This window comes from Kitasatospora sp. NPDC056446, assembly GCF_042796115.1.
Classification (GTDB): domain Bacteria; phylum Actinomycetota; class Actinomycetes; order Streptomycetales; family Streptomycetaceae; genus Kitasatospora.
Genome location: NZ_JBHTRF010000011.1, coordinates 139,528 through 166,024, shown reverse-complemented (window position 1 = coordinate 166,024; position 26,497 = coordinate 139,528). Strand labels below are relative to the sequence as shown.

Genomic DNA, 26,497 nt, shown 5'->3' with positions numbered 1-26,497 from the left:
TGCCGTGGGGGGTGTCCCCCCGCCGTGCCGCGGGCGCGCCCCACTTCCGGGGGGGGGGCCACCTCTTTCGGGGGCCCCCCCCACCGGCATGTGTCGCTTCGTGGGGCCTTCGCGGGGCCCTGGGGAGGGGTTCTGCGGGCCGTCCTACGGGCAGCGCACGACCTGGCCGGCGTAGGCCAGGCCGCCGCCGAAGCCGAACAGCAGGACCGGGTCGCCGGGCGAGAGCTCGCCGCGCTCGACCAGCTTGGAGAAGGCCAGCGGGATCGAGGCGGCCGAGGTGTTGCCGGATTCGACCACGTCCCGGGCCACCACCGCGTCGACCAGGCCCAGCTTGCCGGCGATCGCGTCGATGATCCGCAGGTTGGCCTGGTGCGGCACGAAGCCCTTCAGCTCGGCCGGGTCGATCCCGGCCCGCTCGCAGGCCTGCCGCGCCAGCGGCGCGAGCTGGGTGGTGGCCCACCGGAACACCGACTGGCCCTGCTGGCTGATCACCGGGTCCCAGCCGGTGATCACCACGGCGTCCCCCCGCTCCGGCTCCGAGCCCCAGACCACCGGCCCGATGCCGGGTTCGGCGCCGTCCTCCTGGGCCTCGACCACCGCGGCGCCCGCGCCGTCGCCGAAGATCACGCAGGTGGAGCGGTCGGTCCAGTCGAGCGTGTCGGACATCCGCTCGGCGCCGATCACCAGCGCGCGCCGCGCCGCGCCGGCCCGGATCGCGTGGTCGGCGGTGGCCAGGGCGTACGAGAAGCCGGAGCAGACCGTGTTGATGTCGTACGCGGCCGGTGCGCGCACGCCCAGCCGGGCGGCCACGGCGGCGGCGGTGTTGGGGCTGCGCTCGATCGCGGTGCAGGTGGCGACCACGACGAGGTCGATCTCGTCCGCCGTCCGGCCGCTGTTGGCGAGTGCCTTCTGCGCGGCCTCGGTGGCGAGGTCGACCAGGCTCTCCCCCTCGGCGATGTGCCGGGTACGGATGCCCACCCGGGTGCGGATCCACTCGTCGTCGGTGTCGACGAGCGCCGACAGGTCGTCGTTGGAGAGGACCTTCGGGGGCTGGTAGTGGCCGAGTGCCACAATGCGCGAACCGCTCATGCTGCCATGGAACCGGGTTACCCGCTGGTCAGCGGGGCACGACCGGCGACAGGATCCGTGCCCATGATCTGTAGGGGATCGACAAGGGCCCTTGGGGGGCCCGGGTCGCGTGCGGGCCGGGGTCAGGCGGCCAGCGTGGCCGTGTCGCCCATCACGATGACCGGGTGGGCGGCCGGGTCCAGGGTACGGATCAGCTGGGCCATCTTGTCCTCGGGGATCGACACGCAGCCGTGGGTCGGGCCGTCGTGGTCCACGTGGAGCCAGATGCCGCCGCCCTTCTTGGCACCCATCGGGCGGCGCGCGTCGAGCGGGGACTTGCCGGCGACGCGGTTGTAGTTGATCGCGACCACGTAGTCGAAGGAGCCGGCCAGCTGGTCGCCGAAGAAGCCCGTGCCGGAGACCACGAAGCTCGGGTCCTTGTCGTACGGGAGCTTGCTGCCGGGGTCGTCCTTGCGGCCGCCCGCGTCGGTGAGCTCGAAGACACCGATCGGGCTGCGCAGGTCGCCCTCGTTGTGGTCGGCGGTCCAGCCGTTCTTGCCGTTGTGGCCCTGCCAGGTCTCACCGGCCAGCCAGCGGCCCTCGGGGGTGCGGGTCCAGAGCACGACGGCGTTCTTGTCGGTGTTGCGGTCCGCGCCGGAGGCGACCACGACCTGGCTGGTCTCGGCGGGGATCTTCGCGGTGAAGGAGGCGCCGAGGCCGGGTATCGCGGCGACGGAGCCGTCCTGGCGGGCCTGGCCGCGGGCCGCGGCCGGGGCGGCGGCCTGCCGGTCGACGGCGGCCTGCACGACGGCGGGGGCCGGGGTGGGCTGGTCGGGCTTGCTGACGCCGTTCGGCCCGGGGCCGTCGGCGGCGGCGAGGCCGGGCTTGGCGTCGTCCTGGCCGACGGTGTACCAGCCGGCGGCGGCCGCGACCAGCAGCGCGGTACTGGCCATCACGGCCTTGCCGTGACGTTTCTGCTTCACCTTGCGCCGCCGGCCCCGGGCAGCCGCCCGGCCGCCCTCGACGGAGGCGAGGGGCACGACCGGGGCGAGGGGCTCCGGCTCGTAGGGCACGGGCTCGTAGGGCTCCGGCACGGGCGCGGCTGCGTAGGGCTCTGGCACGGGCGCGGCTGCGTAGGACACGGGCTCGGCCGCGTGGGGCGCGGCCGCGTGGCGGGCGTGCCGGGGCTCGTGGGCGGCCGGTTCCGGCGCCGGCCCGGATGCCTGGAACGGCTGGTCGTACGCCTCGAAGTACCCGCCGGGGGCCTGCCCGTGCGGCTGCTGCCCGAACGCCTGGTCCGGTGACTGCTCGTAGGGCTGCTCGAACGCCTGCCCGTAGGGCTCGTAGGGCTGCTCGTAGGCCTGGTACACGCTCTGGCCGTACTCCGGCGGGACCGGCTGCGGGTACGGCCGGTACGCGTCATACGTGCCGTACGGCGCCTCGTGCGACTGCTGCGGCACCCCGTACACCGGCTCCTGCATCGGCTCGTACGGCTGGTACTCGGTGGCGCGATGGGAACCGGACATGCCATCGATCCTGCCAAACGCCGTACCCGTTGGTAAACCCGGGTCGCGTGCGGAGGCCGTGAAGACACTGCCGCCCGGGCCGGAGTGCGGCCCGGGCGGAGGGGAAAGTCGCAGGTCAGAGGCGCATTGCCTGCGGGGACTCGCGGCGCGTCGGGTCCGGGCCCTCGTACTCGCGGATGATCTCGTAGCGGGTGTTGCGCTCGACCGGGCGGAAGCCGGCGTCCCGGATCAGGCCGAGCAGGTCCTCGCGGCCGAGCTTGTTCGGGGTGCCGAAGTTGTCCGCGTCGTGGGTGATCTTGTACTCGACCACCGAGCCGTCCATGTCGTCCGCGCCGTGGCTGAGCGCCAGCTGGGCGGTGGCGACGCCGTGCATCACCCAGAAGACCTTGACGTGCGGGACGTTGTCGAAGAGCAGCCGGGAGACCGCGAAGGTCTTCAGCGCCTCGGCCCCGGTGGCCATCTCGGTACGGGCCATCAGCTTGTTGCGCACGACGCCGTCCTTGGAGTCGTGGAAGTCGTGCTGGTAGCGCAGCGGGATGAAGACCTGGAAGCCGCCGGTCTCGTCCTGCAGCTCACGCAGCCGCAGCACGTGGTCCACCCGGTGGCGGGGCTCCTCGATGTGGCCGTACAGCATGGTGGCGGGCGTCTTGAGGCCCTTGCTGTGCGCGAGGCGGTGGATCCGCGACCAGTCCTCCCAGTGGGTGTCGTGGTCGACGATGTGCCGGCGGACCTCCCAGTCGAAGATCTCCGCGCCGCCGCCGGTCAGCGACTCCAGGCCGGCGTCGATCAGCTCGTCCATGATCTCGTCGGCCGACAGGCCGCTGATCTTCTCGAACCAGTGGATCTCGGTGGCGGTGAAGGCCTTCAGCGAGACGTTCGGCAGCGCCGCCTTCAGCTCCCGCAGCGAGCGCGGGTAGTAGCGCCACGGCAGTGTCGGGTGCAGGCCGTTGACGATGTGCAGCTCGGTGAGGGAGTCGACCTCCATCGCCTTGGCGAGCCGGACGGCCTCCTCGATGCGCATCGTGTACGCGTCCTTCTCGCCCGGCTTGCGCTGGAACGAGCAGTACGCGCAGGACGCGTTGCACACGTTCGTCATGTTGAGGTGGCGGTTCACGTTGAAGTGGACGACGTCGCCGTTCTTCGTCGTCCGCACGTGGTGGGCCAGCCCGCCCAGCCAGGCCAGGTCGTCGCTCTCGTAGAGCGCGATCCCGTCCTCGCGGGTCAGCCGCTCACCCGCGTAGACCTTCGCCTCCAGCTCGCGCTTCAGCCCTGCGTCCATGCGGTGACCCGCCTCCTCCGACATTCGAATCCTTGCCGGAACGAGGTTACGCCTATGCGGACAGCAGCTCCGCGAGCAGACCCGGTTCGATGTTCCCGCCGCTGACCACGGCGGCCACCGTCCGGCCCCCGGTCTCGGCGGCGCGGTGGAAGTAGGCGGCCGGGGCGACGGCGCCGGAGGGCTCGGCGACCAGCCGGCCGCGGCGGGCCAGCAGGGCGACGGTGGCGCGGATCTCGTCCTCGGTGACGGTGACGATGTCGTCCACGTAGGCGGTGATGTGCTCGTAGGGCAGCACGCCGACGGACGGGGTGCGCAGGCCGTCCGCGATGGTGCGGTAGGTGTCGGCGACGGGCCAGGCGACCCGGCGGCCGGAACGCAGGCTCGCCTGCGCGTCGGCGGCCAGTTCGGGCTCCACGCCGATCACCCGGATGCCCGGGCGGGTCAGCTTGAGCGCCGCCGCCGTGCCGCCGATCAGGCCGCCGCCGCTGACCGGCACCAGGACGGTGTCCAGCCCGGCGGGGGCGTCCTCGGCGATCTCCAGGCCGACCGTGCCCTGGCCCGCGATGATGAACGGGTCGTCGTACGGCGGCACCCAGACGTAGCCGTGCCGCTCGGCCAGCTCGCCGGGCAGGGTGTCCCGTTCCTCCGGCGACACCAGGAACACCTCGGCGCCGAACGCCCGGGTGGCCTCCACCTTCACCGCCGGGGAGGTGTCCGGCATCACGATCACGGCCTTGATGCCGAGCAGCCCCGCCGCGTACGCCACCGCCTGCGCGTGGTTGCCGCTGGACTGGGCGACCACGCCGCGGGCCCGCTCGTCCGCGGTCAGCGCGGCCAGCCGGTTGTAGGCGCCGCGGGTCTTGAAGGCCCCGGTCGGCTGGAGGTTCTCGGGCTTCAGCCAGAGCCGCCGCTCCCCCTCGGACGCCCAGGGGGCGGGAACCAGCGGGGTACGCACGGCGACCCCCGTGATCCGCTGCCGAGCCGCGCGCAGCTCCTCCAGACCGACCAGTGCCATACGTCACTCTCCTTCGGGAGGGAGCTCGCTCACCCGGTTCTCCCACTTCGTGGAGAGTACGACGGTGGTGCGGGTCCGGGCCACGCCCTTGGTGCCGGAGATCCGCTTCACCACCGATTCCAGGCCGGCCACGTCGGCCACCCGGACCTTGAGCATGTAGGAGTCGTCGCCGGCGATGAACCAGCAGTCCTCGACCTCGTTGAGGTCCTTGAGCCGGTGCGCGACGTCCTCGTGGTCCGCGGCGTCCGTGAGTTGAAGGCCGATCAGGGCCGTGACGCCGAAGCCGAGCGAGGCCGGGTTGACCGTCGCGCGGTACCCCGTGATGACCCCGGCCTGCTCCAGCCGGTTGATGCGGTCCGTGACGCTCGGGCCGGAGAGTCCGACCAACCGGCCCAGCTCGGCGTAGGACGCGCGGCCGTTCTCCCGGAGCGCCTGGATGAGCTGTCTGTCCACCGTGTCCATATACCGTCCGCGTCCTTCCGAACCTCTCCAGACCCACAGATCATTATCCGGATTCAAAGGCGCCATGCACCGAACGACCCGGATATCGCAGAGAAGATACTCTCCCGCCCCCGGTCTCCTTACTCCCCCTCAGCCGATTCGCCGTCCCCGCCGCCCGTCCGGCGGGCCGCCGCCCCCAACTCCCCTTCCCAGCGCAGGTACAGGGAATGCGGTACGCCGACGGCGTCCAGCACCCGTCCGGCCACGAAATCCACGAGTTCGCGCACGGTGGAGCCGCCGGCGTAGAAACCGGGCGAAGCGGGCAGCACGACCGCGCCCTGCGCGTCGAGTTCCACCAGGTGCTTCAACGTCACCCCGTTGAGTGGCGTCTCGCGCACGCACACGACCAGCGGACGGCGCTCCTTGAGGGTGACGCTGGCGACGCGCTGCAACAGGTCCTTGCTCAGGCCGAGCGCGATCCCGGCCACCGCGCCGGTGGTCGCGGGCACCACCAGCATGCCCTTCGCGGGGTACGAGCCGCTGGACGGGCCCGCGGCGAAGTCCCCGGCGGACCAGTAGCGGACGTCGTCCAGGCCGTCCTCCGGGCCCTCGACGCCCAGCCAGGCGGCCAGGTCGGCGCGCCAGTGGGCGTCCCGGAAGGAGATGCCGGTCTCGTCCAGGATGGTGAGCCGGGCGGCCCGGCTGACGACCAGGTCCACCGCCTCACCGGCGGCCAGCAGCCCTCGGATCACCGACGCCGCGTACGGCGTCCCCGACGCACCCGAGACCCCGACCACCCACGGCTGACGCTTCGCAGTTCCCATGGGGCATTTCTATCCCGGCCCCACCTGCGCGTTCGTCCCGGGCGGGCCGGGAGGCGCCCCACGGGCCCCCGACCCCTGGGAGGATGGGCGCATGGCAGCGACCCTCGTCGACCTCACCCATCAGGTGACCACCGCGATGCCGGTCTACCCCGGCGATCCGGCCGTCCTGCTGGAACCCGCTCTCACCACCGCCACCGCCGGGGTGAACGTCCTCGCCCTGCACCTCGGCTCGCAGTCCGGCACGCACGTCGACGCGCCGTACCACGTGGACGTCACCTGGCCGACCCTGGACGGGCTGCCGCTGGAGCGGTTCACCGGGCCGGCCGTGCTCGCCGACCTGCGCGGGCTGGAGCCCCGGGCGGCCGTCACCCCCGAACTGCTGGCACCCGCGCTGGAGCGGGCCGCGGAGTCCGGCGAGGGCACCGTCCTGCTGCTGGCCACCGGCTGGGCCCGGCACTGGGGCACCGACGCCTACCTGGCCCACCCCAGCCTGACCCCGGAGGCCGCCGAGGCGATCGTCGCCGCCGGGGTGCTGACCGTCGGGGTGGACGCGCTCAGCGTCGATCCGACCCCCGATCCGGGCCCGGGCGACCCCGCGGTGGCGGCGCTGCTCGCCGACCTCACCGACGAGCACGATCCGGACACCGCGGACGAGCCGTCGCTCGCCGCGCACCGGGTGCTGCTGGGGGCGCCCGGCGGCGGGGTGATCGCCGAGAACCTGACCGACCTGCGGGTACTGCTGGAGGCACAGGAGGCCGGCCTGCCGGTGGCGGTCTCGCTGTTCCCGCTGCGCCTGGTCGCGGCGGACGGCGCGCCGGTACGGGCGGTGGCCCGGCTGGGCTGAACCGCCCCGGTGCCTGCGGCCGGCAGCGCCCGACCGCCCCCGCCGGTACGGTACTTGGTCTAGACCATCCCCCGGTGGCGCCAGTACGCTGTCCGCCCATGGCTGAGATCATCGGAGTGATCGAGCGAATCTGGCGCTACCCCGTGAAGTCCACCGGCGGCGAGCGGCTCGACTCCGTCGAGGTGGACGGGCGCGGCCTGGCCGGCGACCGCCTCTACGCCGTCCGCGACGCGTCCGGGAAGCTCGGCTCCGGCAAGAACACCCGCCGCTTCCGCCGGATGGACGGCCTGCTCCGCCTCTCCGCCCGCCTCGGCCACCGGCTCGACGGGCCCGAGCTGTTCGACCCGCTCGGCCGGCCGGTCGACCGGCCGGCCGCCTTCCTGCGCGCCTACCTCCAACGCGAGGACGTCGAACTCGCCCGCGAGGACGCCGTCTCACACTTCGACCGGCTGCCGGTCAGCCTGCTCACCACCGCCACCCTGGACTGGGTCCGCGAAGCCGTCCCCTTCGCCGTGGTCGACGAGCGCCGCTTCCGGCCCAACATCGTGCTGCGCACCCCGCCCGGCACCCCGCCGTTCGTCGAGGACGCCTGGTTCGGCCGGCAGGCCCGCGGCGAGGCCCCGGGCAGCGCCCGGCTCGCCTTCGTCACCTCCAGCGAGCGCTGCGCGATGACCGGCGCCCCGCAGCCCGGCCTGCCGCACGCGCCCGAGATCCTCAAGGCCGTCGTGCACGCCCACGACGGGCGGCTGGACGCGCTCGCCGAGGTCGCCGCCCCGGGCCGGCTGCGCGTCGGCGACCGGCTCAGCCTGGACTGACCGGGCGCCGGAGCCCGCCGGTCACGGTTCTTCTCAGGTCGGAGGCGGGGTCGGGGGCGGGGTCGGGGTCGGGCTTCCGGTTTCCGCCCCGGGGAGGGTGACCGCCCGCAGGTAGGCCTCGACGAACAGTTCGACCGTCTCGTCCGGCGACGGCAGTTCGACGCCCAGGGCGGGGTCCAGCACCGGCCGCATCAGGGCGTGGTTGAGCAGCGGGCCGACCAGCAGCTGGACCAGCACCACGACGGGCAGCGGTCTCAGCCGGCCGGCCCGTACGTGCGGCAGCAGCAGCCGCTCGAAGTCGTCGATCGCCCGGGACAGGTTGGCGGACATCACCCGGGCGGCGGGGCCGTCCGGCCGGCCGAGCAGGTCGGCGAAGACGGCCGGGACGATCCGCGGCTCGTGCACGAAGGCCTCGGCGAAGGTGGCGTGCAGCGCCCGGACGGTGTCCTCCAGGCTCTCCGGCGGGTCGGCGGCCAGGGCCCCCAGGGCGGGCAGCGCGGAGTGCCGCTCGAAGACGGCGGCGAGCAGGCCGTCCCGCCCCTCGAAGACGGTGTGCAGGCTGGGCAGCGAGCACCCGGCGCGGTCCGCCACCGCGTCCAGGGTGACCCCGCCCAGGCCGCGTTCGGCCACCAGCCGCGCCGCCGCCTCGATCGCGCGCTCGCGCACCGGCGGCCGTCCGCCCGGGTCGACCCCCGCCTGGCGGACGGCCTCGTCCAGCGCGGCCCGCGAGCCGCCGAGACGGCGCAGCAGCGTGCTGCGGGAGATGCCGGCAGCCGCGGCGATCGCCGTCAGCGGGACGTCGGCGACGTCCCGGTCCCGCTCCTTGGCCGCCACCAGCGCGGCATCCACCAGCTCCTTCATGTGAAGCATCGTACTACTTGACACCTGAGACGGTTCCATAGAGCCTGTTAATGAAGGTTCCACACCGACAGTGATCGATCGAACACCGGAAGGGGAGAACCATGAGCGTCGTGATCTCCGGGGGCGGTCCGGCCGGAATGATGCTGGGCCTGCTGCTGGCCCGCGCGGGCGTCGAGGTGACGGTGCTGGAGAAGCACGGGGACTTCCTGCGCGACTTCCGCGGCGACACCGTCCACGCCTCCACCCTGCGGCTGATGGACGAACTCGGCCTCGGCCGCAGGTTCGCCGCCCTGCCGCAGAGCCGGCTCGGCAACCTGGTGGTGACCGTGCCCGGCGTCGGCCCGGTCGCCCTGAGCGCCTACGAGCGGCTGCGGGCGCCCTACGACCACATCGCGATGATCCCGCAGTGGGACCTGCTGAACTTCCTGGTCGAGGAAGCCCGGCGGGAACCCGCCTTCACCGTCCGGATGGACACCGAGGCCACCGGCCTGATCCGGGAGGGCGGCCGGGTGGCCGGCGTGCGCTACCGCACCCGGGACGGCGAGGAGGGCGAGCTGCGCGCCGCGCTCACCGTCGCCGCCGACGGCCGGCACTCCACCCTGCGCCGGGAGTCCGGGCTGGTGCCCAGGGAGCACCCCGTGCCCTTCGACACCTGGTGGTTCCGGCTCCCCCGGCACGCCCGCGAACAGGCGGCACCGCCCAGCCTCGTCCCCGGCTTCGGCGCCGGCGACATGGCGCTGAGCTTCGCCCGGGCGGACTACTTCCAGATCGCCTACTTCCGCACCAAGGGCACCGACCCGCAGCTGCGCGCCGAGGGCGTCGCCCGCTTCCGCGAGCGGATCGCCGCGCTGCTGCCCCAGTACGCGGACCGGGTCGACCGGCTGGCGAGCCTCGACGACGTCCACCTGCTCGACGTCCGGCTCGACCGGCTCGACCGCTGGTACGCGGACGGGCTGCTGCTGATCGGCGACGCCGCCCACGCGATGTCCCCGGCGGGCGGGGTGGGCATCAACCTCGCCATCCAGGACGCCGTCGCCGCCGCCACCCTGCTCGCCGAACCGCTGCGGCGCGGCCGTCCGACGGTCGCGGCCCTGGCCCGGGTCCAGCACCGCCGGCGGTGGCCGACCGTCGTCATGCAGCGGTTCCAGCGGCTCCTGCACCGCGCGATGTTCGAGCCCGTCCTCACCGGCCGCCGGGTCGGCCCGCCGCGGGGCCTGGTGCTGCTCGCCCGCCACGTCCCCGGCTTCCCGGTGCTGGTGTCCCGCATGGTCGCCTTCGGCCCGCGCCCCGAGCACGCCCCGGCCTTCGCCCGACGGCCCCCGGCCTGAACCGGACCGGACACGGCGGCGGACCGGCCGTTCGGACGGGCGGTCCGCGGGGAACGACCGAGGGCATGACGATCCCTCACCGCTCGATCGGCACCGGCGACCACCACGTCCTGGTCCTCCACGACTGGTTCGGCACCAGCGCGGGCTGGGGCCCCTTCCTCGACTACCTCGACGGCGACGCCTTCGGCTACGCCTTCCTCGACTACCGCGGCTACGGCGAGCGCAAGGACGTCCCCGGCAGCTACACGCTCGCCGAGATCGCCTCCGACGCGCTCGCCCTGGCCGACCAGCTCGGCTGGGACCGCTTCTCGGTGGTCGGCCACTCGATGGGCGGCAAGGCCGCCCAGCAGGTGCTCGCCGAGGCCCCGCAGCGGGTGCGCAAGCTGGTGGGCCTGGCCCCGGTGCCGGCCGGGGCCTACCCGCTCGACGAGGCCGGCGAGGCGCTGTTCTACGGCGCCGCCGAGGACCGGGAGAAGAGGTTCGCGATCCTCGACCTGGTCACCGGCCGACGGGCCGGCCGGGTCTGGCTGGACCGGATGGTCGACCAGTCCCTGCGGCTGTCCACGCCCGAGGCCTTCGGCCGCTACGTCCGCGACTGGGCCACCGCCGACCTGGAACGCCGGATCAGCGGCAACCCGGTGCCGGTGAAGGTGATCGTCGGCGAGCACGACCTCGCCCTGACCACCGAGGTCATGCACGGCACCTGGCTCACCCACTACCCCAACGCGGAGTTGGAGGAGCTCGGCGGCAGCGGGCACTACCCGATGTACGAGGCCCCGGTCGCCCTGGCCACCTCGCTGGAGGGCTTCCTGCACAACTGACCCCGTTTGGACTCCGGTGCGCGGGCGCTGCGGCCACCCCGGGCGCTGCGGGCGCTGCGGGCGCTGCGGGCGCTCGAAGCATCGGGGGGCGTGCGGGAGTCGGTTCGCGCCGGGTAGACGATGACGCATGGACCGGAGACCCGCGCGCATTGGGCGTCTCATGTTCCTCGTTTACGTTCGAGGCATGACAGAAAAGCGAGTTGACGACGCGTCGGCCGTACTGGCGGTCGGCGTCCCGGGGACGGTCGGACGGCACGTCGGGCTGCAGCTCGCGGCCGGCGGGACGCGGGTGCGCACGCTGACCGGGCGGGACCTCCTCGCCCCGGCGGCCCTGGAGGCGGCCGCGCAGGGCGCCGGCGCGGTACTGCTCGGCTGGCCGTTCCCGACCGCCGACGGGGCGGCGGACGCCCTGGGCGTGCTGGCCCGGGAGGCCGGGCGGGTGGTGCTGCTCTCCTCGGCGGCCGTACCGGACGTTCCCGGGCAGCCGGAGGCCGAGGTCGAGGCGCTGCTCGTCCGGAGCGGCGTGCGGCACACGGTGCTGCGGGCGCACGGGTTCGCCGACGCCCTGCGCTGGGCGGAGGAGATCCGGACCGTCGGCGTGGTCCGGGGCTACGGCGGCGGCGCCGGGCTGAACCCGGTGGACGAGCGGGACATCGCGGCGGTGGCGGTGCGGGCCCTGGTCGAGGACGGCCACGACGGCGCCCGGTACCTGCTCACCGGCCCGGAATCGCCCACCCAGGCCGAGCAGGTGGGCATCATCGGCGAGGCCGCCGACCGCCCCGTGACGTGGGAGGAGATCCCCCGCGAGGCCGCCCGCCGGCGGATGCTCGCCACCGGCCGCACGCCGGCGGACGTCGACCGCGCGCTGGACTTCGTCCACGCCCGCGTCGCCGGTCCGCAGCCGGCGACGACCACCGTCCAGGACCTCACCGGGCACCCGGCCCGCAGCTTCCGCACCTGGGCGACGGACCACTCGGCACTGTTCCGCCGAACCGGCCGCCCGGCGACGAGTACGCTCGGACCAGACGAGAGGAGCGCCCCGTGAGCCAGCCGGTGTCCGACGGAGCAGAACTCATCCCACGGCCCGAGAAGTCCCCTGCCGCGCTCAAGGCCGCTCTCGCCGTCGTGGCCTCCGGCCGGCTCCCGGACATGGTGGAGGGGCAGACCAGGGCCATGGCCGCGGCCATCGAGGCGGGCAGCATCAACCCCATCCGCGCGTTCGTCGCCCACTGGGCCGCCATGGTGGAGATCGAGCGGGTCCCGGCCACGGCGAGCGCCTACCACCGGGCGAACTACCTCGCCAATCACGCGGCGACCGTCGAGGAGTGCCGGCGGCACGCCACCGAGGTGGCCGCGATCTACCGGTCCGCCTTCTCGGTGGTGAACGGGTGAGCTGGAGCTGGGAGTACCTGCCCAGCGAGGAACACGTCGTCGGCGGGGCGCCCGCCGGTTTCCTCACGGCCGTCGAGGAGAAGGCCGCCGAACTGGTCCGGGCAGCCGAGGCGCTCTTCCTGGACGGCACCCGGTACGAGGGCAGCGGCGAACCCATGCGGTACCTCGACGTCGCCGGGGGCCTGGTCGCCTACTACCTCGTCCCCCGGCTCGAACTCGTCGTCGTCTGCCAGGCCACGCCGCCGCCCGCTTGATCCCGGGCGTCCTCGTCGGCCGGTCGGGATCAGGTGCCGAGGCCGCGGATCACCAGGTCCAGCAGGGCGAAGCAGAACAGCGAGATGCCCACGAAGCCGTTGGTCTGGAAGAAGGCCCGGTTGAGCTTCGACAGGTCGTTCGGCTTGACGATGGTGTGCTCGTAGACGAACGCGCCCGCGACGACCGCCAGGCCGACCCAGAAGGCCGGGCCCGCGTGGGTGAGGACCCCGAACCAGCCCAGCAGCAGCGTGGTCAGGAGGTGGCACACCCGTGCGCCCCGGATGGCCGCCGGGATGCCGAACCGGGCCGGGACCGAGCGCACCTTGCCGTGCCGGTCGGACTCGACGTCCTGGCAGGCGTAGATCAGGTCGAACCCACCGATCCAGATGCCGACCGCGACGCCCAGGACGACGGCCTCCCACGACCAGGTGCCCGTCACCGCGAGCCAGGCGCCGACCGGGCCCATCGCCTGGGCCAGGCCGAGGATCGCCTGCGGGAAGTCGGTGAACCGCTTGCCGTACGGGTAGACCACCATCGGCACCACGGCGACCGGGGCGAGCGCCAGGCAGAGCGGGTTGAGCATCGCCGCGGCGCCGAGGAAGACCACCAGCGCGACGGCCGAGCCGACGTACGCGGTCCTCAACGACACCGCGCCGGTGACGAGTTCGCGCGAGGCGGTGCGCGGGTTCCGGGCGTCGATCTCGCGGTCGATGATCCGGTTGGCGGCCATCGCGAAGGTCCGCAGGCCGACCATGCACACCGTGACGACGAACAGCTCGCCCCAGTGCACCCGCTTGTCGGCGAGGAACATGGCGGTCAGCGCGGCGATGTAGGCGAAGGGCAGGGCGAAGACCGAGTGCTCGATCATCACCAGGCGCAGGAAGGCCTTGGTGCGCCCGGGGGTCTCGACAGCGGCGGTGCTGCTCACAGCCCGTACTCCTTCCAGCGGCGCGACACCAGTGCGGCCGTCTCCGGGTCCGAGGACACCATCTCGGGCCAGCCGCCGTCCCGGGTGTAGCCCTCCTCGGGCAGCTTGCGGGTGGCGTCGATTCCGGCCTTGCCGCCCCAGAACTGCTGGTAGGAGGCGTGGTCGAGGTGGTCCACGGGGCCTTCGACGACCGTCAGGTCCCGGCTGTAGTCGACGTTGCCGAAGGCCCGCCAGGCGACTTCCCGGTAGTCGTGGACGTCGCAGTCGGCGTCCACCACGATGATCAGCTTGGTCAGCGACATCATGTGCGCGCCCCAGATCGCGTGCATCGTCTTCTGGGCGTGCTTGGGGTACTTCTTGTCGATCGAGACGATCACGCAGTTGTGGAAGCCGCCGGCCTCGGGCAGGTCGTAGTCGACGATGTCCGGGATGATGATCTTCAGCAGCGGCAGGAAGAACCGCTCGGTGAACTTGCCCAGCGGGCCGTCCTCGGTCGGCGGGCGGCCGACCACGATCGACTGGAGGAGCGGACGGCGGCGCATCGTCACGCAGTCGATGGTGAGCGCCGGGAAGGGCTCCTGCGGGGTGTAGAAGCCGGTGTGGTCACCGAACGGGCCCTCGGGCAGCATCTCGCCGGGCTCCAGCCAGCCCTCCAGGACCACCTCGGCGTCGGCCGGGACCTGGAGCGGCACGGTCTTGCAGTCGACCATCCGCACCCGCTCCCCGGCGACGAAGCCGGCGAAGAGGTACTCGTCGATGTCCCCGGGCAGCGGCGCGGTGGCGGCGTAGGTGACGGCCGGCGGGCAGCCGAAGGCGATCGCGACCGGCAGCCGCTCGCCCCGCTTGGCCGCGACCGCGTAGTGGTTGCGGCTGTCCTTGTGGATCTGCCAGTGCATGCCGATGGTCCGGCGGTCGTGCCGCTGGAGCCGGTAGAGGCCCAGGTTGCGGACGCCGCTGTCCGGGTCCTTGGTGTGGGTCAGGCCCAGGTTGAAGAAGGAGCCGCCGTCCAGCGGCCAGGTGAAGAGCGCGGGCAGCTCGTCCAGGTTGACGTCGTCGCCGGTGAGCACGACCTCGTGGACCGGGGCGTCGCCGGACTTCACGTTACGCGGCGGGACGTGCGCCATCGAGGCGAGCTTGCCGAAGGCGTCCCGGAAGCCGGTGAAGCCCTGCGGGAGCTCCGGCTTGAGCAGGCCGGCGATCTTGTCGGAGATGTCCTCCGGGCCCTTGAGGCCGAGCGCCTTGGCCAGGCGCCGCTCGGTGCCGAAGACGTTCATCGCGAGCGGCATCGACGCGCCCTTGACGTTCTCGAAGAGCAGGGCCGGCCCCTTGGCCTTCTGCACCCGGTCGACGATCTCGCCGATCTCCAGGTGGGGATCCACCTCGGCCTTGATGCGCTTGAGGTCGCCCTCTCGGTCGAGGGCCCGGAGAAACGAGCGGAGATCGTCGTATGCCATGCCAGTCAGTATCCGCCACCAGATAGCCTGGCTTGCGTCAAGGGCCCGGGTAGGCGCCCGGCGCCGACGCCCGCTGGGGGGAGATCGCAGCCATGTTGCGGATTCTGCTGACCATCGTCCTTCCGCTCGCACTCTGGGTCTGGGCGTTCATCGACTGCCTGACCACGCCCGAGGACGAGGTGAAGCACCTGCCGAAGGTGGTGTGGGTGCTCATCGTGCTGCTGTTCCCGCCGCTGGGCCCGATCGCCTGGCTGATCGCCGGCAAGCAGCGCGGCTTCCTGCGGACCGCCGCTGCCGACGGCTTCCCGGGGCACCCGGCCGCCGACGGCGCCGCGGGCCGTCCCGGCGGGCCGGCCGCGCGCGGCGGGCGGCCGACGGCGCCGGACGACGACCCGGAATTCCTCGCCTCGTTGAAGAAGAGCGACAACGATCACGAGGACATGCTCAAGCAGTGGGAGGCCGACCTCCGCCGCCGGGAGCGGGAGCTGCGCGACCGGGACGAGCCTGGCGAGGGCCACAGGAGCTGATCGGAGCGGTTCGCGCGCTCCCTCCAACAGCCCACCCGAACAGCCCCGGGTGGGCTGTGGTGTTTTTGGCGCTTCCCTACGACTACCGGGCCCCTCACACGAATGGCGGCTGTCCGGGCCCCTGGCTTGAGCGGACCTTGAGCGACGCCCCAGAGGACCGGCTTACCCTCCTAGGAGACGGCCCTGACCTGCGCTTTTATTCACGCTCAGATCATCGGACCATCATCTGCCCGACAACCCCCGGTATTCGAACGATCACCGAGCGCTTCCACCTCGACCCGACCGCTTCTGTACAGGCCTGACAGCTAAACGAACTCGACCTTGTACGGATTCGACGCCGAAACCAGCGCACGGCCCCTCGTACAGTCATAAGTGAAGAAAGTGGTTGGCGGCCGGGGGCACAGCAGACGTTGGCTGTCGGACAGTTCCCTCACCCTTGGAGTGGTTCGAGATGACGGTTGTGCATGAGGCGCCGGTCGACGGCGAGGTCCCCGAGGTCCCGGCCGACGCCCGCGGCCGGGTCGCCGAGCTGCACGAGCTGCGCGAGAAGGTCCGCCGCGGCCCCAGCGACAAGGCCACCGAGGCCCAGCACGCCAAGGGCAAGCTGACCGCCCGCGAGCGCATCGAGCTGCTGCTCGACGAGGGCTCCTTCCACGAGGTCGAGCCGCTGCGCCGGCACCGCGCCCAGGGCTTCGGCCTGGAGGCCAAGAAGCCGCACACCGACGGCGTGGTCGTCGGCTGGGGCACCGTGCACGGCCGCACCGTCTTCACCTACGCGCACGACTTCCGGATCTTCGGCGGCGCCCTGGGCGAGGCCCACGCGCAGAAGATCCACAAGATCATGGACATGGCCATCGCGGCCGGTGCGCCGCTGGTCTCGCTGAACGACGGCGCCGGCGCCCGCATCCAGGAGGGCGTCACCGCGCTGGCCGGTTACGGCGGCATCTTCCAGCGCAACACCAAGGCCTCCGGCGTCATCCCGCAGATCTCGGTGATGCTCGGCCCGTGCGCCGGCGGCGCCGCGTACTCCCCCGCGCTGACCGACTTCGTCTTCATGGTCCGCGAGACCTCGCAGATGTTCATCACCGGCCCGGACGTCGTCCAGGCCGTGACCGGCGAGAAGATCACCCAGAACGGCCTCGGCGGCGCGGACGTGCACGCCGGCGTCTCCGGTGTGGCCCACTTCATCTACGACGACGAGCAGTCCTGCATCGAGGAGGTCCGCTACCTCCTCTCGCTGCTGCCGCAGAACAACCGCGAGATGCCGCCGTCCGTGATGAGCGAGGACCCGGTCGAGCGGCGCAACGACAGCCTGCTGGACCTGGTGCCCGCCGACGGCAACCGCCCGTACGACATGCGCAAGGTGATCGAGGAGATCGTCGACCACGGCGAGTTCCTGGAGGTCCACGAGCGCTGGGCGACCAACGTGCTGTGCGTGCTGGCCCGGGTCGACGGCCACGTCACCGGCATCATCGCCAACCAGCCGCAGTCGCTGGCCGGCGTGCTGGACATCAACGCCAGCGAGAAGGCCGCCCGCTTCGTACAGATGTGCGACGCCTTCAACATCCCGCTGGTCACCCTGCTCGACGTCCCCGGCTTCCTGCCCGGCGTCGACCAGGAGCACGGCGGCATCATCCGCCACGGCGCCAAGCTGCTGTACGCGTACTGCAACGCCACCGTGCCGCGCATCTCGCTGATCCTGCGCAAGGCCTACGGCGGCGCCTACATCGTGATGGACTCCCGCTCCATCGGCGCGGACCTGTCCTACGCCTGGCCGACCAACGAGATCGCCGTGATGGGCGCCGAGGGCGCGGCCAACGTCATCTTCCGGCGCGAGATCAACGCCGCCGAGGACCCGGACGCCATGCGCGCCCAGAAGATCAAGGAATACAAGAGCGAGCTGATGCACCCGTACTACGCGGCCGAGCGCGGCCTCGTGGACGACGTCATCGACCCGGCCGAAACCCGCCAGGTGATCGCCTCCGCCCTGGCCATGCTCCGTACCAAGCACGCCGACCTGCCCAGCCGCAAGCACGGCAACCCGCCGATGTAGCACCGCTGTCCGCCACGGCACGCCGCACCGAGAGCCACCTCAGACCACAGCAACCGGGGGAGAAACCAGAACATGACCGCTTCCGCCGAACCGCTCGTCCGCATCGTCCGCGGCAGCCTCACCGACGAGGAACTCGCCGCCCTGACCGCCGTCCTGATGGCGCGCGCCGCAGTCGCGCAGCAGGCGGCCGCCGCCTCGCCGATCGAGCCGATCGCCAACTGGCAGCGCCTGGAGCGCCGCCCGGCCTACTACTCGCCGGTCAGCTGGCAGCAGGCCGCCTGACGGCCCGCGGCTTCCACCGACGGCCGGTCACCCCCTTCGGGTGACCGGCCGTCGGGCGTTCCCCCCGCGTCGGGCCGCCGCCGCGACCGCCCCGCCCGCCTTCCCGCCGGTCACGGGCCGGACCCGCCCGGCGGCGGCTCGGTAGGATGCGTACTGGACGGTATGTCTCCGCCACCCCGTCGGCCCCCATAGGATCGGCCGCTGCCGAGGTACCAGAACTTTCCAGGGAGGCTGCGATGGCCAGGCAGGCCCGCGCGCTGGCGACCCGCCAGGCGGTACTCCTCGCGGCGGCCGAGGTGTTCGACGAGAGGGGCTACGCCGCCGCGACGATGTCCGAGATCCTGGACCGCGCCGGCGTCACCAAGGGAGCGCTGTACTTCCACTTCCGCTCCAAGGAGGAGCTGGCGCTCGCCGTCATCGAGGGCCAGGGCGCCTGGATCTCCGGCTGGGCGCCGGCCTCGGACAGCCCGGTGCAGAACCTGATCGACCTCGCGTACGCCTTCGCCCGCGCCCTGCAGAACGACCCGCTGGTGCGCGGCAGCATCCGGCTGACGATCGAGCACGGCAGCTTCACCCAGCCGCAGATCGCGGCCTACCAGGGCTGGATGGACCTGGTCCGGGAGCTGCTGGAGCACGCCAGGGACGCCGGCGACCTCCACCCCGGGATCGACCTGGCCGCGGCCTCCGGGGTGATCACCGGGGCGGTCACCGGGATCCAGCTGAGCTCCCAGGTGCTGGCCGACCGGCAGGACCTCATCCAGCGGCTGGCCGACCTGTGGATGCTGCTGCTGCCCGGCCTGGTCCAGCCGCACGCGCTCGCCCGGCTGAGCGTGGCCGAGCGCGTCTGACCACGCACCTGACCGTGCACGTGCCCGACCCCGGGCAGGTCTGACCCCGGCCCCGGCTCAGACCCGGTAGCCGGCCCGGTCCTCGGCCGCCACCAGGGCGGGCAGCGCGGCCGTCCAGACCCTGCGCACGGCCTCGGGCCGGGGCCGGTCGGCCTCCTCGCCCGCCAGCAGCACCTGGCCGGCCGCGACTGCCGTGAGCAGTTCGGCGGCGGCCCGCCGGTCCACCCCGGAGCACAGCTCTCCGGCGTCGGCGGCGCGGTCCAGCAGCCGGTGGACGACCGCGGTGAGGCTGCGCCAGGTGGCGTCGGGGCCGGGCGGCCCGGGCGGGCCGTCCGGGGCGTCGTCACGGCGCGGAGCCTGGCGGCCGAGCCGGACGCCCGCCCGCACCACCACGTCCTCGCGCAGCATCCGGGCCAGCTCGTGCGAGAAGTCGATCAGCCCCTGGAGGGCCGGCCCGTCGGCGCGCAGGGCGCGCAGCGCGGCCGAGCCGACCTCCCGCCCGGAGGCGCAGCGCACCCCGTCGGCGAGGGCCTGCTTGGACACGAAGTGGAAGTAGAGGGCGCCCTTGCTCACGCCGGCCCGACGGCTGATGTCGACCAGGCTGGCGGCTTCGAAGCCCACCTGCGCGAAGGTCTCCGCCGCGGCGAGCAGCACGGCCTGCCGGGTCCGCCCAGCCCGTTCCTGCTTGACCACTGGCCCCCTCCGGACTCGACCGGGCGCGATTCCCGCCCCGCCCGGCTGTTGTCGGCGCGCCCCCTCCGGGGAGCGGCACTCGCATGCGGACGGCCGCGACCGAAACCGCATGGTTGGTATCTAATCTAGCGCCTAGGCCTCCCCCGCCGTCCAGCGGGGACGGCCCCCCGCCCAAGGTCTGCGGTCCCCCTGCGGGGCATCAGCCCAGTCCACGGGCGGGTAGCGTGAGCACGCCGGGCTGTGCGACCGGGGCACCCCCCAGTCGCCGAACACAAACCGGGTGGTATGTATGTTTTGCTCGGGCGTCCATGACGGCCGCTCGACCGACACCCTGGAGCGGGGGCCAGTCATGCCATCGATCGTAGAGCCGGACCCCCACGGCGCCTACGCCCACCCCGGCCCCGGAGCGGGCCCCGGCGGCGCCCCCGGCTACGACTTCCACGACCGGACGGTCTCCCGGCACCTGGTGCACCGCGCGTCGGTCTCCGAGGTCTTCCTCACCGGCTGGCAGGCCACCGGCCCGTACGACTTCCTGATCGGCGCCCAGTGGCCCCGGCTGCACGGCTTCTACCGGCTGCCCGGGGACCGCTACCACGACCCGGTGCTGCTGGCCGAGACCGTCCGGCAGGCCGGGCTGCTGATCGGCCACGCCGGGTTCGGGGTGCCGCGCGGCCACCACTTCGTCATGGAGGACCTCTCCTACGCGCTCGACGGGCCCGGCCTGCCCGGCCTGGCCGTCACCGCCGGGCCGGCCTCGCTGATGCTGGCCGTCGGCTGCGAGGACGTCCGGATGCGGCACGGCCGGCTGGCCTCGCTGCGGGTGCGCGCCGAGGTCACCCGGGACGGCGGCCCGGTCGGCCGGGGAGAGGGCCGGCTGCGGGTGCTCTGCCCCGACTCCTACGCCCGGCTGCGCGGCCCCGGACGGCAGGCCGGCGCCCTGCCGCGGCCGCCCGCCCCCACCGCGCCCGAACTCGTCGGCCGGGCGCAGTCCGCCGACGTGGTGCTCAGCCCGACCCTGCGGCCGGACACCTGGCTGCTGCGCGCCGACGCCGCACACCCGGTGCTGTTCGACCACGAGCTGGACCACGTGCCCGGGATGCTGGTGCTGGAGGCCGCCCGGCAGGCCGCCCAGCGGCTGCGCCACCCCGAGCCGGTGGTACCGGTCGAGCTGGTGACCTCCTTCGACCACTACATCGAGCTGGACCGGCCCTGCTTCGTCCGGGCCGTCCCCGAGCCGGCCGCGGACGGCCGCCGGCTGCCCGTACGGGTCCAGCTGATCCAGGACGGACGGACGGCCGCCGAGTGCCGGCTGCTCACCGAACCGTCCGACGGGCCCGCCGAGGGCCCGACGGTGCCGGCCCGGCGGGACGCCCTCGACGGCCGCCCCACCGCGCCGGGCCTGCGCGGCGCCCGGCTGCCGCTGGCCAGCTGACACCGGCCGGGGCCGTCAGGCGGCCACCAGGGCCGAGGCCGGCCGCCCGGCGTGCATCACGCTGAGGTTGGTCGCCAGCCGGACCGGGTCCTGCGCCAGCCACAGCCGCAGCGCCGCGCCCAGGGCGGCACTGGCCGACTCGACCCGGACCTCGGTGATCTGCGCGATCCGGGCCGCGCCGGGCACCAGCAGGTCGGCCAGCGCGGTCGGCAGCCAGACCGTCAGGGCGCACGGCGCCGGCGTCGCGAACGCGCCCAGCAGCCGGTAGGCGTCCCCCGGGGCGCTGAGCGTGGGGATGATGTCCAGTAGGGCGTCCGCCACCACCTCGGACACGTCGCTCCGGTGTCCCTGGGCGAGCCGGCGGAGCAGCATGCGCTCGGCGGCGGTGATTCGGACGGTCAGCATGACCTCGTCGCACTCCATTGCGCGATTTCCTCCTCGTTGCTCCCCGTGCCGGCACGGGACGGCCGGCACGAACTACCCCTGTCGCACCTCGGCCCGGCCACCTCGTGTGGAAAGCCGGGCCGGTGGGTGGTTGTGCCCCGGTCAGATCCCCGCGTACGAGTGCTTGCCGGTGACGAAGATGTTCACGCCGTAGTAGTTGAAGAGCCAGCAGGCGAAGGCCGCCAGCGCCAGGTACGCGGCCTTGCGGCCCTTCCAGCCGGCCGTCGCCCGGGCGTGCAGGTAGCAGGCGTAGGCGACCCAGGTGATGAACGACCAGGTCTCCTTCGGGTCCCACTCCCAGTACTTGCCCCAGGCGGCCTCGGCCCAGATCGCGCCCGCGATGATGGTGAAGGTCCAGAGCGGGAAGACCAGGGCGTTGATCCGGTAGGACAGCTTGTCGAAGGTCGACGCGGCGGGCAGGCGGCGCCAGATCGAGGCCGAGGTGCCCAGCGGCCCGGTGGTCAGGCCGGCCGCCGTGCGCTTCTCGAAGGAGTCCTTGCCGAGGTACAGCAGCGTGGCGATGAACGCCGCGTAGAACGCGCCGCCGCAGAAGATCGCGGTGGAGACGTGGATCGCCAGCCACGGCGAGTGCAGGGCCGGGACGAGCTGCTCGGAGTCGGTGTACAGCGTGGTGGTGGCGATGCCGAGGGTCAGCAGCACCGCGACGACGACCGGCAGGCCGAGCCAGCGGACCTTCTTCCGCGCGGCCAGCAGCACCAGGTAGGCGGCCGTCATCGCGAAGGCGAAGGCGCAGGAGAACTCGTACATGTTGCCCCACGGCCAGCGGGACACCGACAGGCCTCGGGCGACGATCCCGCCGCCGTGCAGCAGCACCGCCAGCACGGTGAACGACACCGCGATCCGGCCGGCCAGGTCGGCCTTCTCGTTGGTGCCGGCCGCGCCCGGACCGTCCTCCTCCTCGGCGGCGCGCCCGCTGGTGACCACCGTCGCGCCCTCGCCCGCGACCGCGGTGCGGGTGAGCGTGGTGGTGCCGCCGCCGGCGCCCGCCACGGTGACGGTGACCTTCTTCGCGGCCTTCTTCTCGACCGTGGCGACGGTCTCGGCGAGGGTGCCGGCCTGCTCCTTCGAGCGGACCGCGACGGCGCCCCTGCTGCCGAAGGTCCACTCGATCATGTGGGCGAACATGGCGAGCGTGTAGACCACCATCGCCGAATAGATCAGCTTGTTGGAGAGGTCGGCCAGCTGTGGGTCGACCGCCGAGGCGAGTTGCACCGTCTACTCCTTGGAGTTCTGGTCGGCAGGGACTGCGGGGGCTGAGGCCTCGGCCTCGGGGTCGGGACCGCCGGATGCGGCGGGGGCGGGGGCGGAGGCGTGGGCTTCCTTCCCCTCGGGGTCGGGCTCGGGGTCGGGCCCGGGGTCACCGGAGCCGGCGGGGGCGTCGTCCTCCGAGGCGGGAACGTCGTCGTCCTCCTCCGAGGCGGGGGCGTCGTCCTGGAGGTCCACCGCGAGTTCGGCCAGCTCCTCGGCGATCTTCGCCGACTCGCTGCGGGCCAGGCCCGCCAGCTCCACCTGGGTGCCGCCGCCCGGCAGGGCGACCGCCCGCACCCAGATCCGGCGGCGCTGGATGAACAGCGAGCCGATCAGGCCGAGGATCGCCAGCACGGCGCCGGCCAGGGCGATCTCGTTGCCGGGGCGGTGCGAGACGTTGAAGCTCGCCCACTGCTTGTAGCCCTCGAAGGTGACGGAGCCGTAGCCGTCGGGGAGGTCCCAGCCCTGGCCGGGCTTGAGCCGGGCCTTGGCCGGCTGGCCGTCCTGGGTCAGCTGGGTGAGCTTGCGGGTGTTGAGCTGGTAGATGTTCTGCGGCAGGCCGGAGTCGGTGCCGAGGTCGCCCGCGAAGGCGTTCAGCACCAGTTCGGGCGCGGCGTCGCCGGGGAACAGCGAGACCGGGCCGGTGCCCTCGAAGCTCAGCGGCGCCGTCGGCAGGAAGAAGCCGGAGAAGCCCATCTGGGTCCGGTTGCCGTCCGGGCCGGTGCCGTAGTCGGAGACCTTGACGACGCCGGTCGAGGTCAGGTTGCCGTCCTGCGGGAGGAAGGGGACGGCGCCCTGGTAGACGATCTCCTTCTTGTCGTTGCGGACGGTGACCACCGGGGCGTAGCCGTGGCCGATCAGGTAGACCTTGCTGCCGCCGATCTCCAGCGGGTGGTTGACCTCGATCGTGGACTTCTTCAGCTTCGACTGGTCGCTGCCCGCGTAGTACTCGACGTTCGCGGTGAACTGCCGGGCCGCGCCGATCTGGTCGCCCTTGGTCTGGAACTTGGACGTGAAGCCGTCCAGCTTCAGGTAGAACGGGTCGAGGTCCTGGTTGCCGTAGAACCGGGTGCCGTTGAAGTCGTCGAGCTGGGTGATGGTGTTCGAGTAGCCCTCGCCCTCGACCATCAGCTTGCCGCCGGTGCCCGAGGCCAGGCTGGCCCAGGCGAAGCCGCCGAGCAGCGCGAACAGCGACAGGTGGAAGAGCAGGTTGCCGACCTCGCGCAGGTAGCCCTTCTCGGCGGCGACCGAGCCGCCGGACAGGTTGGCGCGGAAGCCGCGCTTGCGCAGCAGCCGGTGGGCGGCGGCGTTCACCGTGTCGGCGTCGGCCCCGGTGCGCCAGACGGCGTGCACCGGCATCCGGGTCAGGTTGCGCGGCGCGGCGGGCGGCTGGGAGCGCAGCACGCCGACGAACTGCCAGGTGCGCGGGACGATGCAGCCGGCCAGCGAGACGAACAGCAGGATGTAGATCGCGGAGAACCAGATCGAGCTGTAGACGTCGAACAGCTGGAGCTTCTCGTAGATCGGCGCGACGGTGCCGTGCCGCGCCTTCCAGGCCTCGACCTTCAGCTGGCCCTGGCCGTTCTGGTACTGCGGGATCAGCGAGCCCGGGATGGCGGCCAGCGAGAGCAGGAAGAGCAGGATCAGGGCGACCCGCATCGAGGTCAGCTGGCGCCACATCCAGCGCGCCCAGCCGAACGCCCCTATGCCGGTCGGGCCGTCGGACTCGACCGGCGCGGTGCTGAGCCGCTCGGCGGCAGTCTCGTCCGGCGCCGGGGGCTGCTCGGTCTCGGTCGTGGTGTTGCTCACGGTCAGATTCCGATCCGGAAGTCGGCGGTCCAGGACTGCAGCTGGCTCATCATGGAGTCCCAGGCCCCGGTGACGAGCAGCAGACCGACGGCGACGAGCATGCCGCCGCCGATCCGCATCACGAGCGGGTAGTGCTGCTTGACCCACCCGAAGGCGCCCAGCGCCCGGCGGAAGGCCACCGCGGCCAGGATGAACGGTACGCCGAGGCCCAGGCAGTAGAAGGTCGTCAGCAGTGCGCCACGCTGGGCGTCGGCCTGGTTGAGCGCCAGGTTCTGCACGGCGGTCAGGGTCGGGCCCATGCAGGGCGTCCAGCCGACGCCGAAGACCACCCCGAGCATCGGGGCGCCCAGCAGGCCGACCGCCGGGCGGCGGTGCGAGCGGACCTCGCGCATGCTCAGCCCGGGCACCAGGCCCATGAAGGCGAGGCCCATCAGGACGGTGAGCGAGCCCAGCACGATGTTGATGGTCCGCTTGTAGTCCTGGAGCTCCTGGCCGAAGTAGCCGAACAGCGCGCCGGTGGAGACGAAGACCGCGGTGAAGCCGAGGATGAACAGCACCACGCCGAGCAGCATCCGGCCGCGCCGGGTGCCGCGGGCGTCCGCGAGGTCGGCGGCGGAGAAGCCGGTCACGTACGACAGGTAGCCGGGGACCAGCGGCAGCACGCAGGGCGAGAAGAACGACGCCAGGCCCGCCAGCAGCGCGACCGGGGCGGCGACCAGCAGCGCGCCGCTCTGGACGGTCGAGGTGGTGTCGGCCAGTTGGAGTCCGACCGGGTGCAGGGGCGGCAGGCTCACTGCTTCTGCTCCGCGACCACCGGCTGGAGGATCGACTCCAGCGCGTCCTGGGTCGTGCCGCCGACGGCGCGCGCGGCGAGCTTGCCGTCGCGGTCGACGATCAGGGTGGTCGGGATGGACTGCGGGTTGAGGCTGCCCTTGGGGAACTTGAGGAGCTGGGTGCCGGCCGGGTCGAAGATGCTCGGGTAGGTGACGCCCTGCTCCTGCTCGAAGCGGACGGCGTTGCCCTTCTCGGTGTCCCGGGTGTTGATGCCGAGGAACCGGACGCCCTGGTCCTTGTACTTGTCGGCGACGGCCTGGAGGCTCTTCGCCTCGGCCCGGCACGGACCGCACCAGGAACCCCAGACGTTCAGCACCACGACCTGGCCCCGGTAGTCCGAGAGCTTGGCCTGCCCGCCCTCCAGGGTCTCCCCCTCGATCTCCGGGGCGGCCCCGCGGTCGCCGGCGGTCGCCTTGGAGAGGTTGGTGCCCTTGACCGTGACGAAGCCGACCTGGCCCTCGCCGCTGCCCGAGGAGCCCGCGGAGGAGCATCCGGTGAGGGCGAGCGCAGCGGCGGCGGCGGTGGCGGCAGCGGCTGCGGCGACACGGGGACGGGGGCGCGCCATGGCAGACATGTGAAAAGTTTCGCATGGAGTTCCGGGCAGGTTCCGGGGGGTCCTGCCTTACGTGTCGCACCGCCCCTGACCTGCGACGAAATCGGGCCACCCGGCGTTCGCCAGGTGACCCGAAGTCATACTTACGTACCGCTTACGCGCCGTGCGCGCGGGCGCGTGACAGCGCTCGCACACCCGTACGGCAGGGCGCCGGGGCGCCTCGCGGACGGCTAGGCGCCGAAGCTCTTGCCCACCGGCTTGTCACCCTTGCGGCCCTTGCCCACCAGGTGCGCGGGCAGCAGGTCGCGGGCCGGCTCGCGGTAGCCGACCGAGACGATCCGGTCGTCCTCGAAGGTGAAGCTGGTCAGCGAGGCCAGCGAGCACTGCCGCTTGCGCGGGTCGTGCCAGAGCCGGCGGCGCTCGACGAAGGAGCGGAGGATCCAGATCGGCAGCTGGTGGCTGACGCAGACCGCCTCGTGCCCGCGCGCCGCGTCCCGGGCGGCGCCGAGCGCGCCCATCATCCGCACCACCTGGTCGAGGTACGGCTCGCCCCAGGACGGCTTGAACGGGTTGGTCAGGTACTTCCAGTAGCCCGGGTTGCGCAGCGAGCCGTCGCCGACCCCGAAGGTCTTGCCCTCGAAGACGTTCTCCGCCTCGATCAGCCGCGCGTCCGCCGCGACGTCCAGGCTGTGCGCCTTGGCGATCGGCTCGGCGGTCTCCTGGGCCCGCTCCAGCGGCGAGGCCACCACGTGCGTGATGTCCCGGCCGGCCAGGTCCTCGGCCACCCGGTCGGCCATCTGCCGGCCCAGCTCGGACAGGTGGTAGTCCGGCAGGCGGCCGTAGAGGACGCCCTCCGGGTTGTGCACCTCGCCGTGCCGCATCACGTGGACGACGGTGATCTC

The 26,497-nt window shown here is 72.8% G+C and carries 28 protein-coding genes; 12 read left to right on the top strand and 16 right to left on the bottom strand.

Annotated elements, in window-relative coordinates; translation table 11 throughout:
* Window positions 1–144 precede the first annotated feature (144 nt).
* The 6 genes from ACFQ6N_RS10840 to ACFQ6N_RS10815 all read right to left on the bottom strand — a co-directional run bounded on the left by ACFQ6N_RS10840 (window position 145) and on the right by ACFQ6N_RS10815 (window position 6,153).
* Window positions 145–1,089 (bottom strand): beta-ketoacyl-ACP synthase III, encoded by a 945-nt coding sequence (locus ACFQ6N_RS10840; protein ID WP_380648410.1) that lies wholly within the window; start codon window positions 1,087–1,089, stop codon window positions 145–147.
* A 122-nt stretch (window positions 1,090–1,211) separates the two neighbouring features.
* Entirely contained in the window at window positions 1,212–2,594 is a 1,383-nt protein-coding gene (locus ACFQ6N_RS10835; protein WP_380648409.1) for a L,D-transpeptidase family protein, read from the bottom strand.
* A 115-nt stretch (window positions 2,595–2,709) separates the two neighbouring features.
* On the bottom strand, window positions 2,710–3,873 hold the full coding sequence (gene mqnE, locus ACFQ6N_RS10830; RefSeq protein WP_380648408.1) for an aminofutalosine synthase MqnE: 1,164 nt from the start codon (window positions 3,871–3,873) through the stop codon (window positions 2,710–2,712).
* Window positions 3,874–3,925: 52 nt separating this feature from the next.
* Window positions 3,926–4,888: a threonine/serine dehydratase gene (locus ACFQ6N_RS10825; RefSeq protein ID WP_380648407.1), complete on the bottom strand. Its 963-nt coding sequence runs from the start codon at window positions 4,886–4,888 to the stop codon at window positions 3,926–3,928.
* Between the two features lie 3 nt (window positions 4,889–4,891).
* Window positions 4,892–5,350: an Lrp/AsnC family transcriptional regulator gene (locus ACFQ6N_RS10820; RefSeq protein WP_063348891.1), complete on the bottom strand. Its 459-nt coding sequence runs from the start codon at window positions 5,348–5,350 to the stop codon at window positions 4,892–4,894.
* Between the two features lie 119 nt (window positions 5,351–5,469).
* Entirely contained in the window at window positions 5,470–6,153 is a 684-nt protein-coding gene (locus ACFQ6N_RS10815; RefSeq protein WP_380648406.1) for a UbiX family flavin prenyltransferase, read from the bottom strand.
* 91 nt (window positions 6,154–6,244) lie between these two features.
* On the opposite strand from ACFQ6N_RS10815, the gene ACFQ6N_RS10810 reads away from it, so the two are divergent.
* Window positions 6,245–6,997 carry a cyclase family protein gene (locus ACFQ6N_RS10810; protein ID WP_380648405.1) on the top strand — a complete coding sequence of 251 codons (753 nt, stop codon included), beginning with the start codon at window positions 6,245–6,247 and terminating at the stop codon, window positions 6,995–6,997.
* A gap of 98 nt (window positions 6,998–7,095) precedes the next feature.
* Window positions 7,096–7,812 (top strand): MOSC domain-containing protein, encoded by a 717-nt coding sequence (locus ACFQ6N_RS10805; RefSeq protein WP_380648404.1) that lies wholly within the window; start codon window positions 7,096–7,098, stop codon window positions 7,810–7,812.
* A gap of 33 nt (window positions 7,813–7,845) precedes the next feature.
* Here the strand turns inward: ACFQ6N_RS10805 and ACFQ6N_RS10800 are convergent, their stop codons facing one another.
* The gene (locus ACFQ6N_RS10800; protein WP_380648403.1) at window positions 7,846–8,673 is read right to left on the bottom strand and encodes a TetR/AcrR family transcriptional regulator; all 828 of its coding nucleotides are present in this window, start codon (window positions 8,671–8,673) and stop codon (window positions 7,846–7,848) included.
* Window positions 8,674–8,774: 101 nt separating this feature from the next.
* Here ACFQ6N_RS10800 and ACFQ6N_RS10795 point away from each other — a divergent pair, with 101 nt between their 5' ends.
* The 5 genes from ACFQ6N_RS10795 to ACFQ6N_RS10775 all read left to right on the top strand — a co-directional run bounded on the left by ACFQ6N_RS10795 (window position 8,775) and on the right by ACFQ6N_RS10775 (window position 12,468).
* Window positions 8,775–10,001: an FAD-dependent oxidoreductase gene (locus ACFQ6N_RS10795; RefSeq protein ID WP_380648402.1), complete on the top strand. Its 1,227-nt coding sequence runs from the start codon at window positions 8,775–8,777 to the stop codon at window positions 9,999–10,001.
* Window positions 10,002–10,066: 65 nt separating this feature from the next.
* Window positions 10,067–10,822 (top strand): alpha/beta fold hydrolase, encoded by a 756-nt coding sequence (locus tag ACFQ6N_RS10790; protein ID WP_380648401.1) that lies wholly within the window; start codon window positions 10,067–10,069, stop codon window positions 10,820–10,822.
* Window positions 10,823–11,006: 184 nt separating this feature from the next.
* Complete coding sequence (locus ACFQ6N_RS10785) at window positions 11,007–11,867, top strand: hypothetical protein (protein WP_380648399.1); 861 nt, start codon at window positions 11,007–11,009, stop codon at window positions 11,865–11,867.
* Complete coding sequence (locus ACFQ6N_RS10780) at window positions 11,864–12,214, top strand: hypothetical protein (RefSeq protein ID WP_380648398.1); 351 nt, start codon at window positions 11,864–11,866, stop codon at window positions 12,212–12,214. Before ACFQ6N_RS10785 ends, ACFQ6N_RS10780 begins: the two co-directional genes overlap by 4 nt.
* The gene (locus ACFQ6N_RS10775; RefSeq protein ID WP_380648397.1) at window positions 12,211–12,468 is read left to right on the top strand and encodes a hypothetical protein; all 258 of its coding nucleotides are present in this window, start codon (window positions 12,211–12,213) and stop codon (window positions 12,466–12,468) included. Before ACFQ6N_RS10780 ends, ACFQ6N_RS10775 begins: the two co-directional genes overlap by 4 nt.
* Before the next feature lie 29 nt (window positions 12,469–12,497).
* Here ACFQ6N_RS10775 and mqnP read toward each other — a convergent pair whose 3' ends face one another.
* Together mqnP and ACFQ6N_RS10765 are read right to left on the bottom strand one after the other, a co-directional pair.
* Window positions 12,498–13,397, bottom strand: a complete 900-nt coding sequence (gene mqnP / locus ACFQ6N_RS10770) for a menaquinone biosynthesis prenyltransferase MqnP (RefSeq protein WP_380648396.1) — start codon at window positions 13,395–13,397, stop codon at window positions 12,498–12,500.
* Window positions 13,394–14,851 carry a menaquinone biosynthesis decarboxylase gene (locus tag ACFQ6N_RS10765; protein ID WP_380648395.1) on the bottom strand — a complete coding sequence of 486 codons (1,458 nt, stop codon included), beginning with the start codon at window positions 14,849–14,851 and terminating at the stop codon, window positions 13,394–13,396. Before ACFQ6N_RS10765 ends, mqnP begins: the two co-directional genes overlap by 4 nt.
* A gap of 92 nt (window positions 14,852–14,943) precedes the next feature.
* On the opposite strand from ACFQ6N_RS10765, the gene ACFQ6N_RS10760 reads away from it, so the two are divergent.
* The 4 genes from ACFQ6N_RS10760 (at window position 14,944) to ACFQ6N_RS10745 (ending at window position 18,561) form a co-directional block, all read left to right on the top strand.
* Window positions 14,944–15,378, top strand: a complete 435-nt coding sequence (locus ACFQ6N_RS10760) for a PLD nuclease N-terminal domain-containing protein (RefSeq protein ID WP_380648394.1) — start codon at window positions 14,944–14,946, stop codon at window positions 15,376–15,378.
* Window positions 15,379–15,829: 451 nt separating this feature from the next.
* Entirely contained in the window at window positions 15,830–17,431 is a 1,602-nt protein-coding gene (locus tag ACFQ6N_RS10755; protein ID WP_380648393.1) for an acyl-CoA carboxylase subunit beta, read from the top strand.
* Between the two features lie 72 nt (window positions 17,432–17,503).
* Window positions 17,504–17,713 (top strand): acyl-CoA carboxylase subunit epsilon, encoded by a 210-nt coding sequence (locus ACFQ6N_RS10750; protein WP_380648392.1) that lies wholly within the window; start codon window positions 17,504–17,506, stop codon window positions 17,711–17,713.
* Between the two features lie 236 nt (window positions 17,714–17,949).
* On the top strand, window positions 17,950–18,561 hold the full coding sequence (locus ACFQ6N_RS10745; protein ID WP_380648391.1) for a ScbR family autoregulator-binding transcription factor: 612 nt from the start codon (window positions 17,950–17,952) through the stop codon (window positions 18,559–18,561).
* A 57-nt stretch (window positions 18,562–18,618) separates the two neighbouring features.
* Here ACFQ6N_RS10745 and ACFQ6N_RS10740 read toward each other — a convergent pair whose 3' ends face one another.
* Window positions 18,619–19,254, bottom strand: a complete 636-nt coding sequence (locus tag ACFQ6N_RS10740) for a ScbR family autoregulator-binding transcription factor (protein WP_380648390.1) — start codon at window positions 19,252–19,254, stop codon at window positions 18,619–18,621.
* Between the two features lie 349 nt (window positions 19,255–19,603).
* Between ACFQ6N_RS10740 and ACFQ6N_RS10735 the strand changes: the two genes are divergently transcribed.
* On the top strand, window positions 19,604–20,686 hold the full coding sequence (locus tag ACFQ6N_RS10735; RefSeq protein WP_380648389.1) for a ScbA/BarX family gamma-butyrolactone biosynthesis protein: 1,083 nt from the start codon (window positions 19,604–19,606) through the stop codon (window positions 20,684–20,686).
* A gap of 15 nt (window positions 20,687–20,701) precedes the next feature.
* Here ACFQ6N_RS10735 and ACFQ6N_RS10730 read toward each other — a convergent pair whose 3' ends face one another.
* From ACFQ6N_RS10730 to ACFQ6N_RS10705, 6 genes are all read right to left on the bottom strand, one after another.
* On the bottom strand, window positions 20,702–21,091 hold the full coding sequence (locus ACFQ6N_RS10730; protein ID WP_380648388.1) for a hypothetical protein: 390 nt from the start codon (window positions 21,089–21,091) through the stop codon (window positions 20,702–20,704).
* 141 nt (window positions 21,092–21,232) lie between these two features.
* Entirely contained in the window at window positions 21,233–22,363 is a 1,131-nt protein-coding gene (gene ccsB / locus ACFQ6N_RS10725) for a c-type cytochrome biogenesis protein CcsB (RefSeq protein WP_380648387.1), read from the bottom strand.
* Window positions 22,364–22,366: 3 nt separating this feature from the next.
* The gene (locus ACFQ6N_RS10720) at window positions 22,367–24,208 is read right to left on the bottom strand and encodes a cytochrome c biogenesis protein ResB (protein ID WP_380648386.1); all 1,842 of its coding nucleotides are present in this window, start codon (window positions 24,206–24,208) and stop codon (window positions 22,367–22,369) included.
* Between the two features lie 2 nt (window positions 24,209–24,210).
* Complete coding sequence (locus ACFQ6N_RS10715) at window positions 24,211–24,996, bottom strand: cytochrome c biogenesis CcdA family protein (RefSeq protein ID WP_380648426.1); 786 nt, start codon at window positions 24,994–24,996, stop codon at window positions 24,211–24,213.
* 2 nt (window positions 24,997–24,998) lie between these two features.
* On the bottom strand, window positions 24,999–25,607 hold the full coding sequence (locus ACFQ6N_RS10710) for a TlpA family protein disulfide reductase (protein WP_380648385.1): 609 nt from the start codon (window positions 25,605–25,607) through the stop codon (window positions 24,999–25,001).
* Window positions 25,608–25,825: 218 nt separating this feature from the next.
* Complete coding sequence (locus tag ACFQ6N_RS10705; RefSeq protein ID WP_380648425.1) at window positions 25,826–26,476, bottom strand: histidine phosphatase family protein; 651 nt, start codon at window positions 26,474–26,476, stop codon at window positions 25,826–25,828.
* Window positions 26,477–26,497 lie beyond the last annotated feature (21 nt).

What these genes read in the sequence shown, in the direction of transcription:
- ACFQ6N_RS10785 (WP_380648399.1), top strand. Translation starts at nt 11,007, where the DNA reads ATGACAGAAAAGCGAGTTGACGACGCGTCGGCCGTACTGGCGGTCGGC.
- ACFQ6N_RS10795 (WP_380648402.1), top strand. Translation starts at nt 8,775, where the DNA reads ATGAGCGTCGTGATCTCCGGGGGCGGTCCGGCCGGAATGATGCTGGGC.
- mqnE (WP_380648408.1), bottom strand. Translation starts at nt 3,873, where the DNA reads ATGGACGCAGGGCTGAAGCGCGAGCTGGAGGCGAAGGTCTACGCGGGT.
- ACFQ6N_RS10705 (WP_380648425.1), bottom strand. Translation starts at nt 26,476, where the DNA reads ATGCGGCACGGCGAGGTGCACAACCCGGAGGGCGTCCTCTACGGCCGC.
- ACFQ6N_RS10735 (WP_380648389.1), top strand. Translation starts at nt 19,604, where the DNA reads ATGCCATCGATCGTAGAGCCGGACCCCCACGGCGCCTACGCCCACCCC.
- ACFQ6N_RS10745 (WP_380648391.1), top strand. Translation starts at nt 17,950, where the DNA reads ATGGCCAGGCAGGCCCGCGCGCTGGCGACCCGCCAGGCGGTACTCCTC.
- ACFQ6N_RS10810 (WP_380648405.1), top strand. Translation starts at nt 6,245, where the DNA reads ATGGCAGCGACCCTCGTCGACCTCACCCATCAGGTGACCACCGCGATG.
- ACFQ6N_RS10710 (WP_380648385.1), bottom strand. Translation starts at nt 25,607, where the DNA reads ATGGCGCGCCCCCGTCCCCGTGTCGCCGCAGCCGCTGCCGCCACCGCC.
- ACFQ6N_RS10790 (WP_380648401.1), top strand. Translation starts at nt 10,067, where the DNA reads ATGACGATCCCTCACCGCTCGATCGGCACCGGCGACCACCACGTCCTG.
- ACFQ6N_RS10765 (WP_380648395.1), bottom strand. Translation starts at nt 14,851, where the DNA reads ATGGCATACGACGATCTCCGCTCGTTTCTCCGGGCCCTCGACCGAGAG.
- ACFQ6N_RS10760 (WP_380648394.1), top strand. Translation starts at nt 14,944, where the DNA reads ATGTTGCGGATTCTGCTGACCATCGTCCTTCCGCTCGCACTCTGGGTC.
- ACFQ6N_RS10835 (WP_380648409.1), bottom strand. Translation starts at nt 2,594, where the DNA reads ATGTCCGGTTCCCATCGCGCCACCGAGTACCAGCCGTACGAGCCGATG.
- ACFQ6N_RS10750 (WP_380648392.1), top strand. Translation starts at nt 17,504, where the DNA reads ATGACCGCTTCCGCCGAACCGCTCGTCCGCATCGTCCGCGGCAGCCTC.
- ACFQ6N_RS10840 (WP_380648410.1), bottom strand. Translation starts at nt 1,089, where the DNA reads ATGAGCGGTTCGCGCATTGTGGCACTCGGCCACTACCAGCCCCCGAAG.
- ACFQ6N_RS10800 (WP_380648403.1), bottom strand. Translation starts at nt 8,673, where the DNA reads ATGAAGGAGCTGGTGGATGCCGCGCTGGTGGCGGCCAAGGAGCGGGAC.
- ACFQ6N_RS10820 (WP_063348891.1), bottom strand. Translation starts at nt 5,350, where the DNA reads ATGGACACGGTGGACAGACAGCTCATCCAGGCGCTCCGGGAGAACGGC.
- ACFQ6N_RS10805 (WP_380648404.1), top strand. Translation starts at nt 7,096, where the DNA reads ATGGCTGAGATCATCGGAGTGATCGAGCGAATCTGGCGCTACCCCGTG.
- ACFQ6N_RS10815 (WP_380648406.1), bottom strand. Translation starts at nt 6,153, where the DNA reads ATGGGAACTGCGAAGCGTCAGCCGTGGGTGGTCGGGGTCTCGGGTGCG.
- ACFQ6N_RS10730 (WP_380648388.1), bottom strand. Translation starts at nt 21,091, where the DNA reads ATGCTGACCGTCCGAATCACCGCCGCCGAGCGCATGCTGCTCCGCCGG.
- ACFQ6N_RS10755 (WP_380648393.1), top strand. Translation starts at nt 15,830, where the DNA reads ATGACGGTTGTGCATGAGGCGCCGGTCGACGGCGAGGTCCCCGAGGTC.
- ACFQ6N_RS10825 (WP_380648407.1), bottom strand. Translation starts at nt 4,888, where the DNA reads ATGGCACTGGTCGGTCTGGAGGAGCTGCGCGCGGCTCGGCAGCGGATC.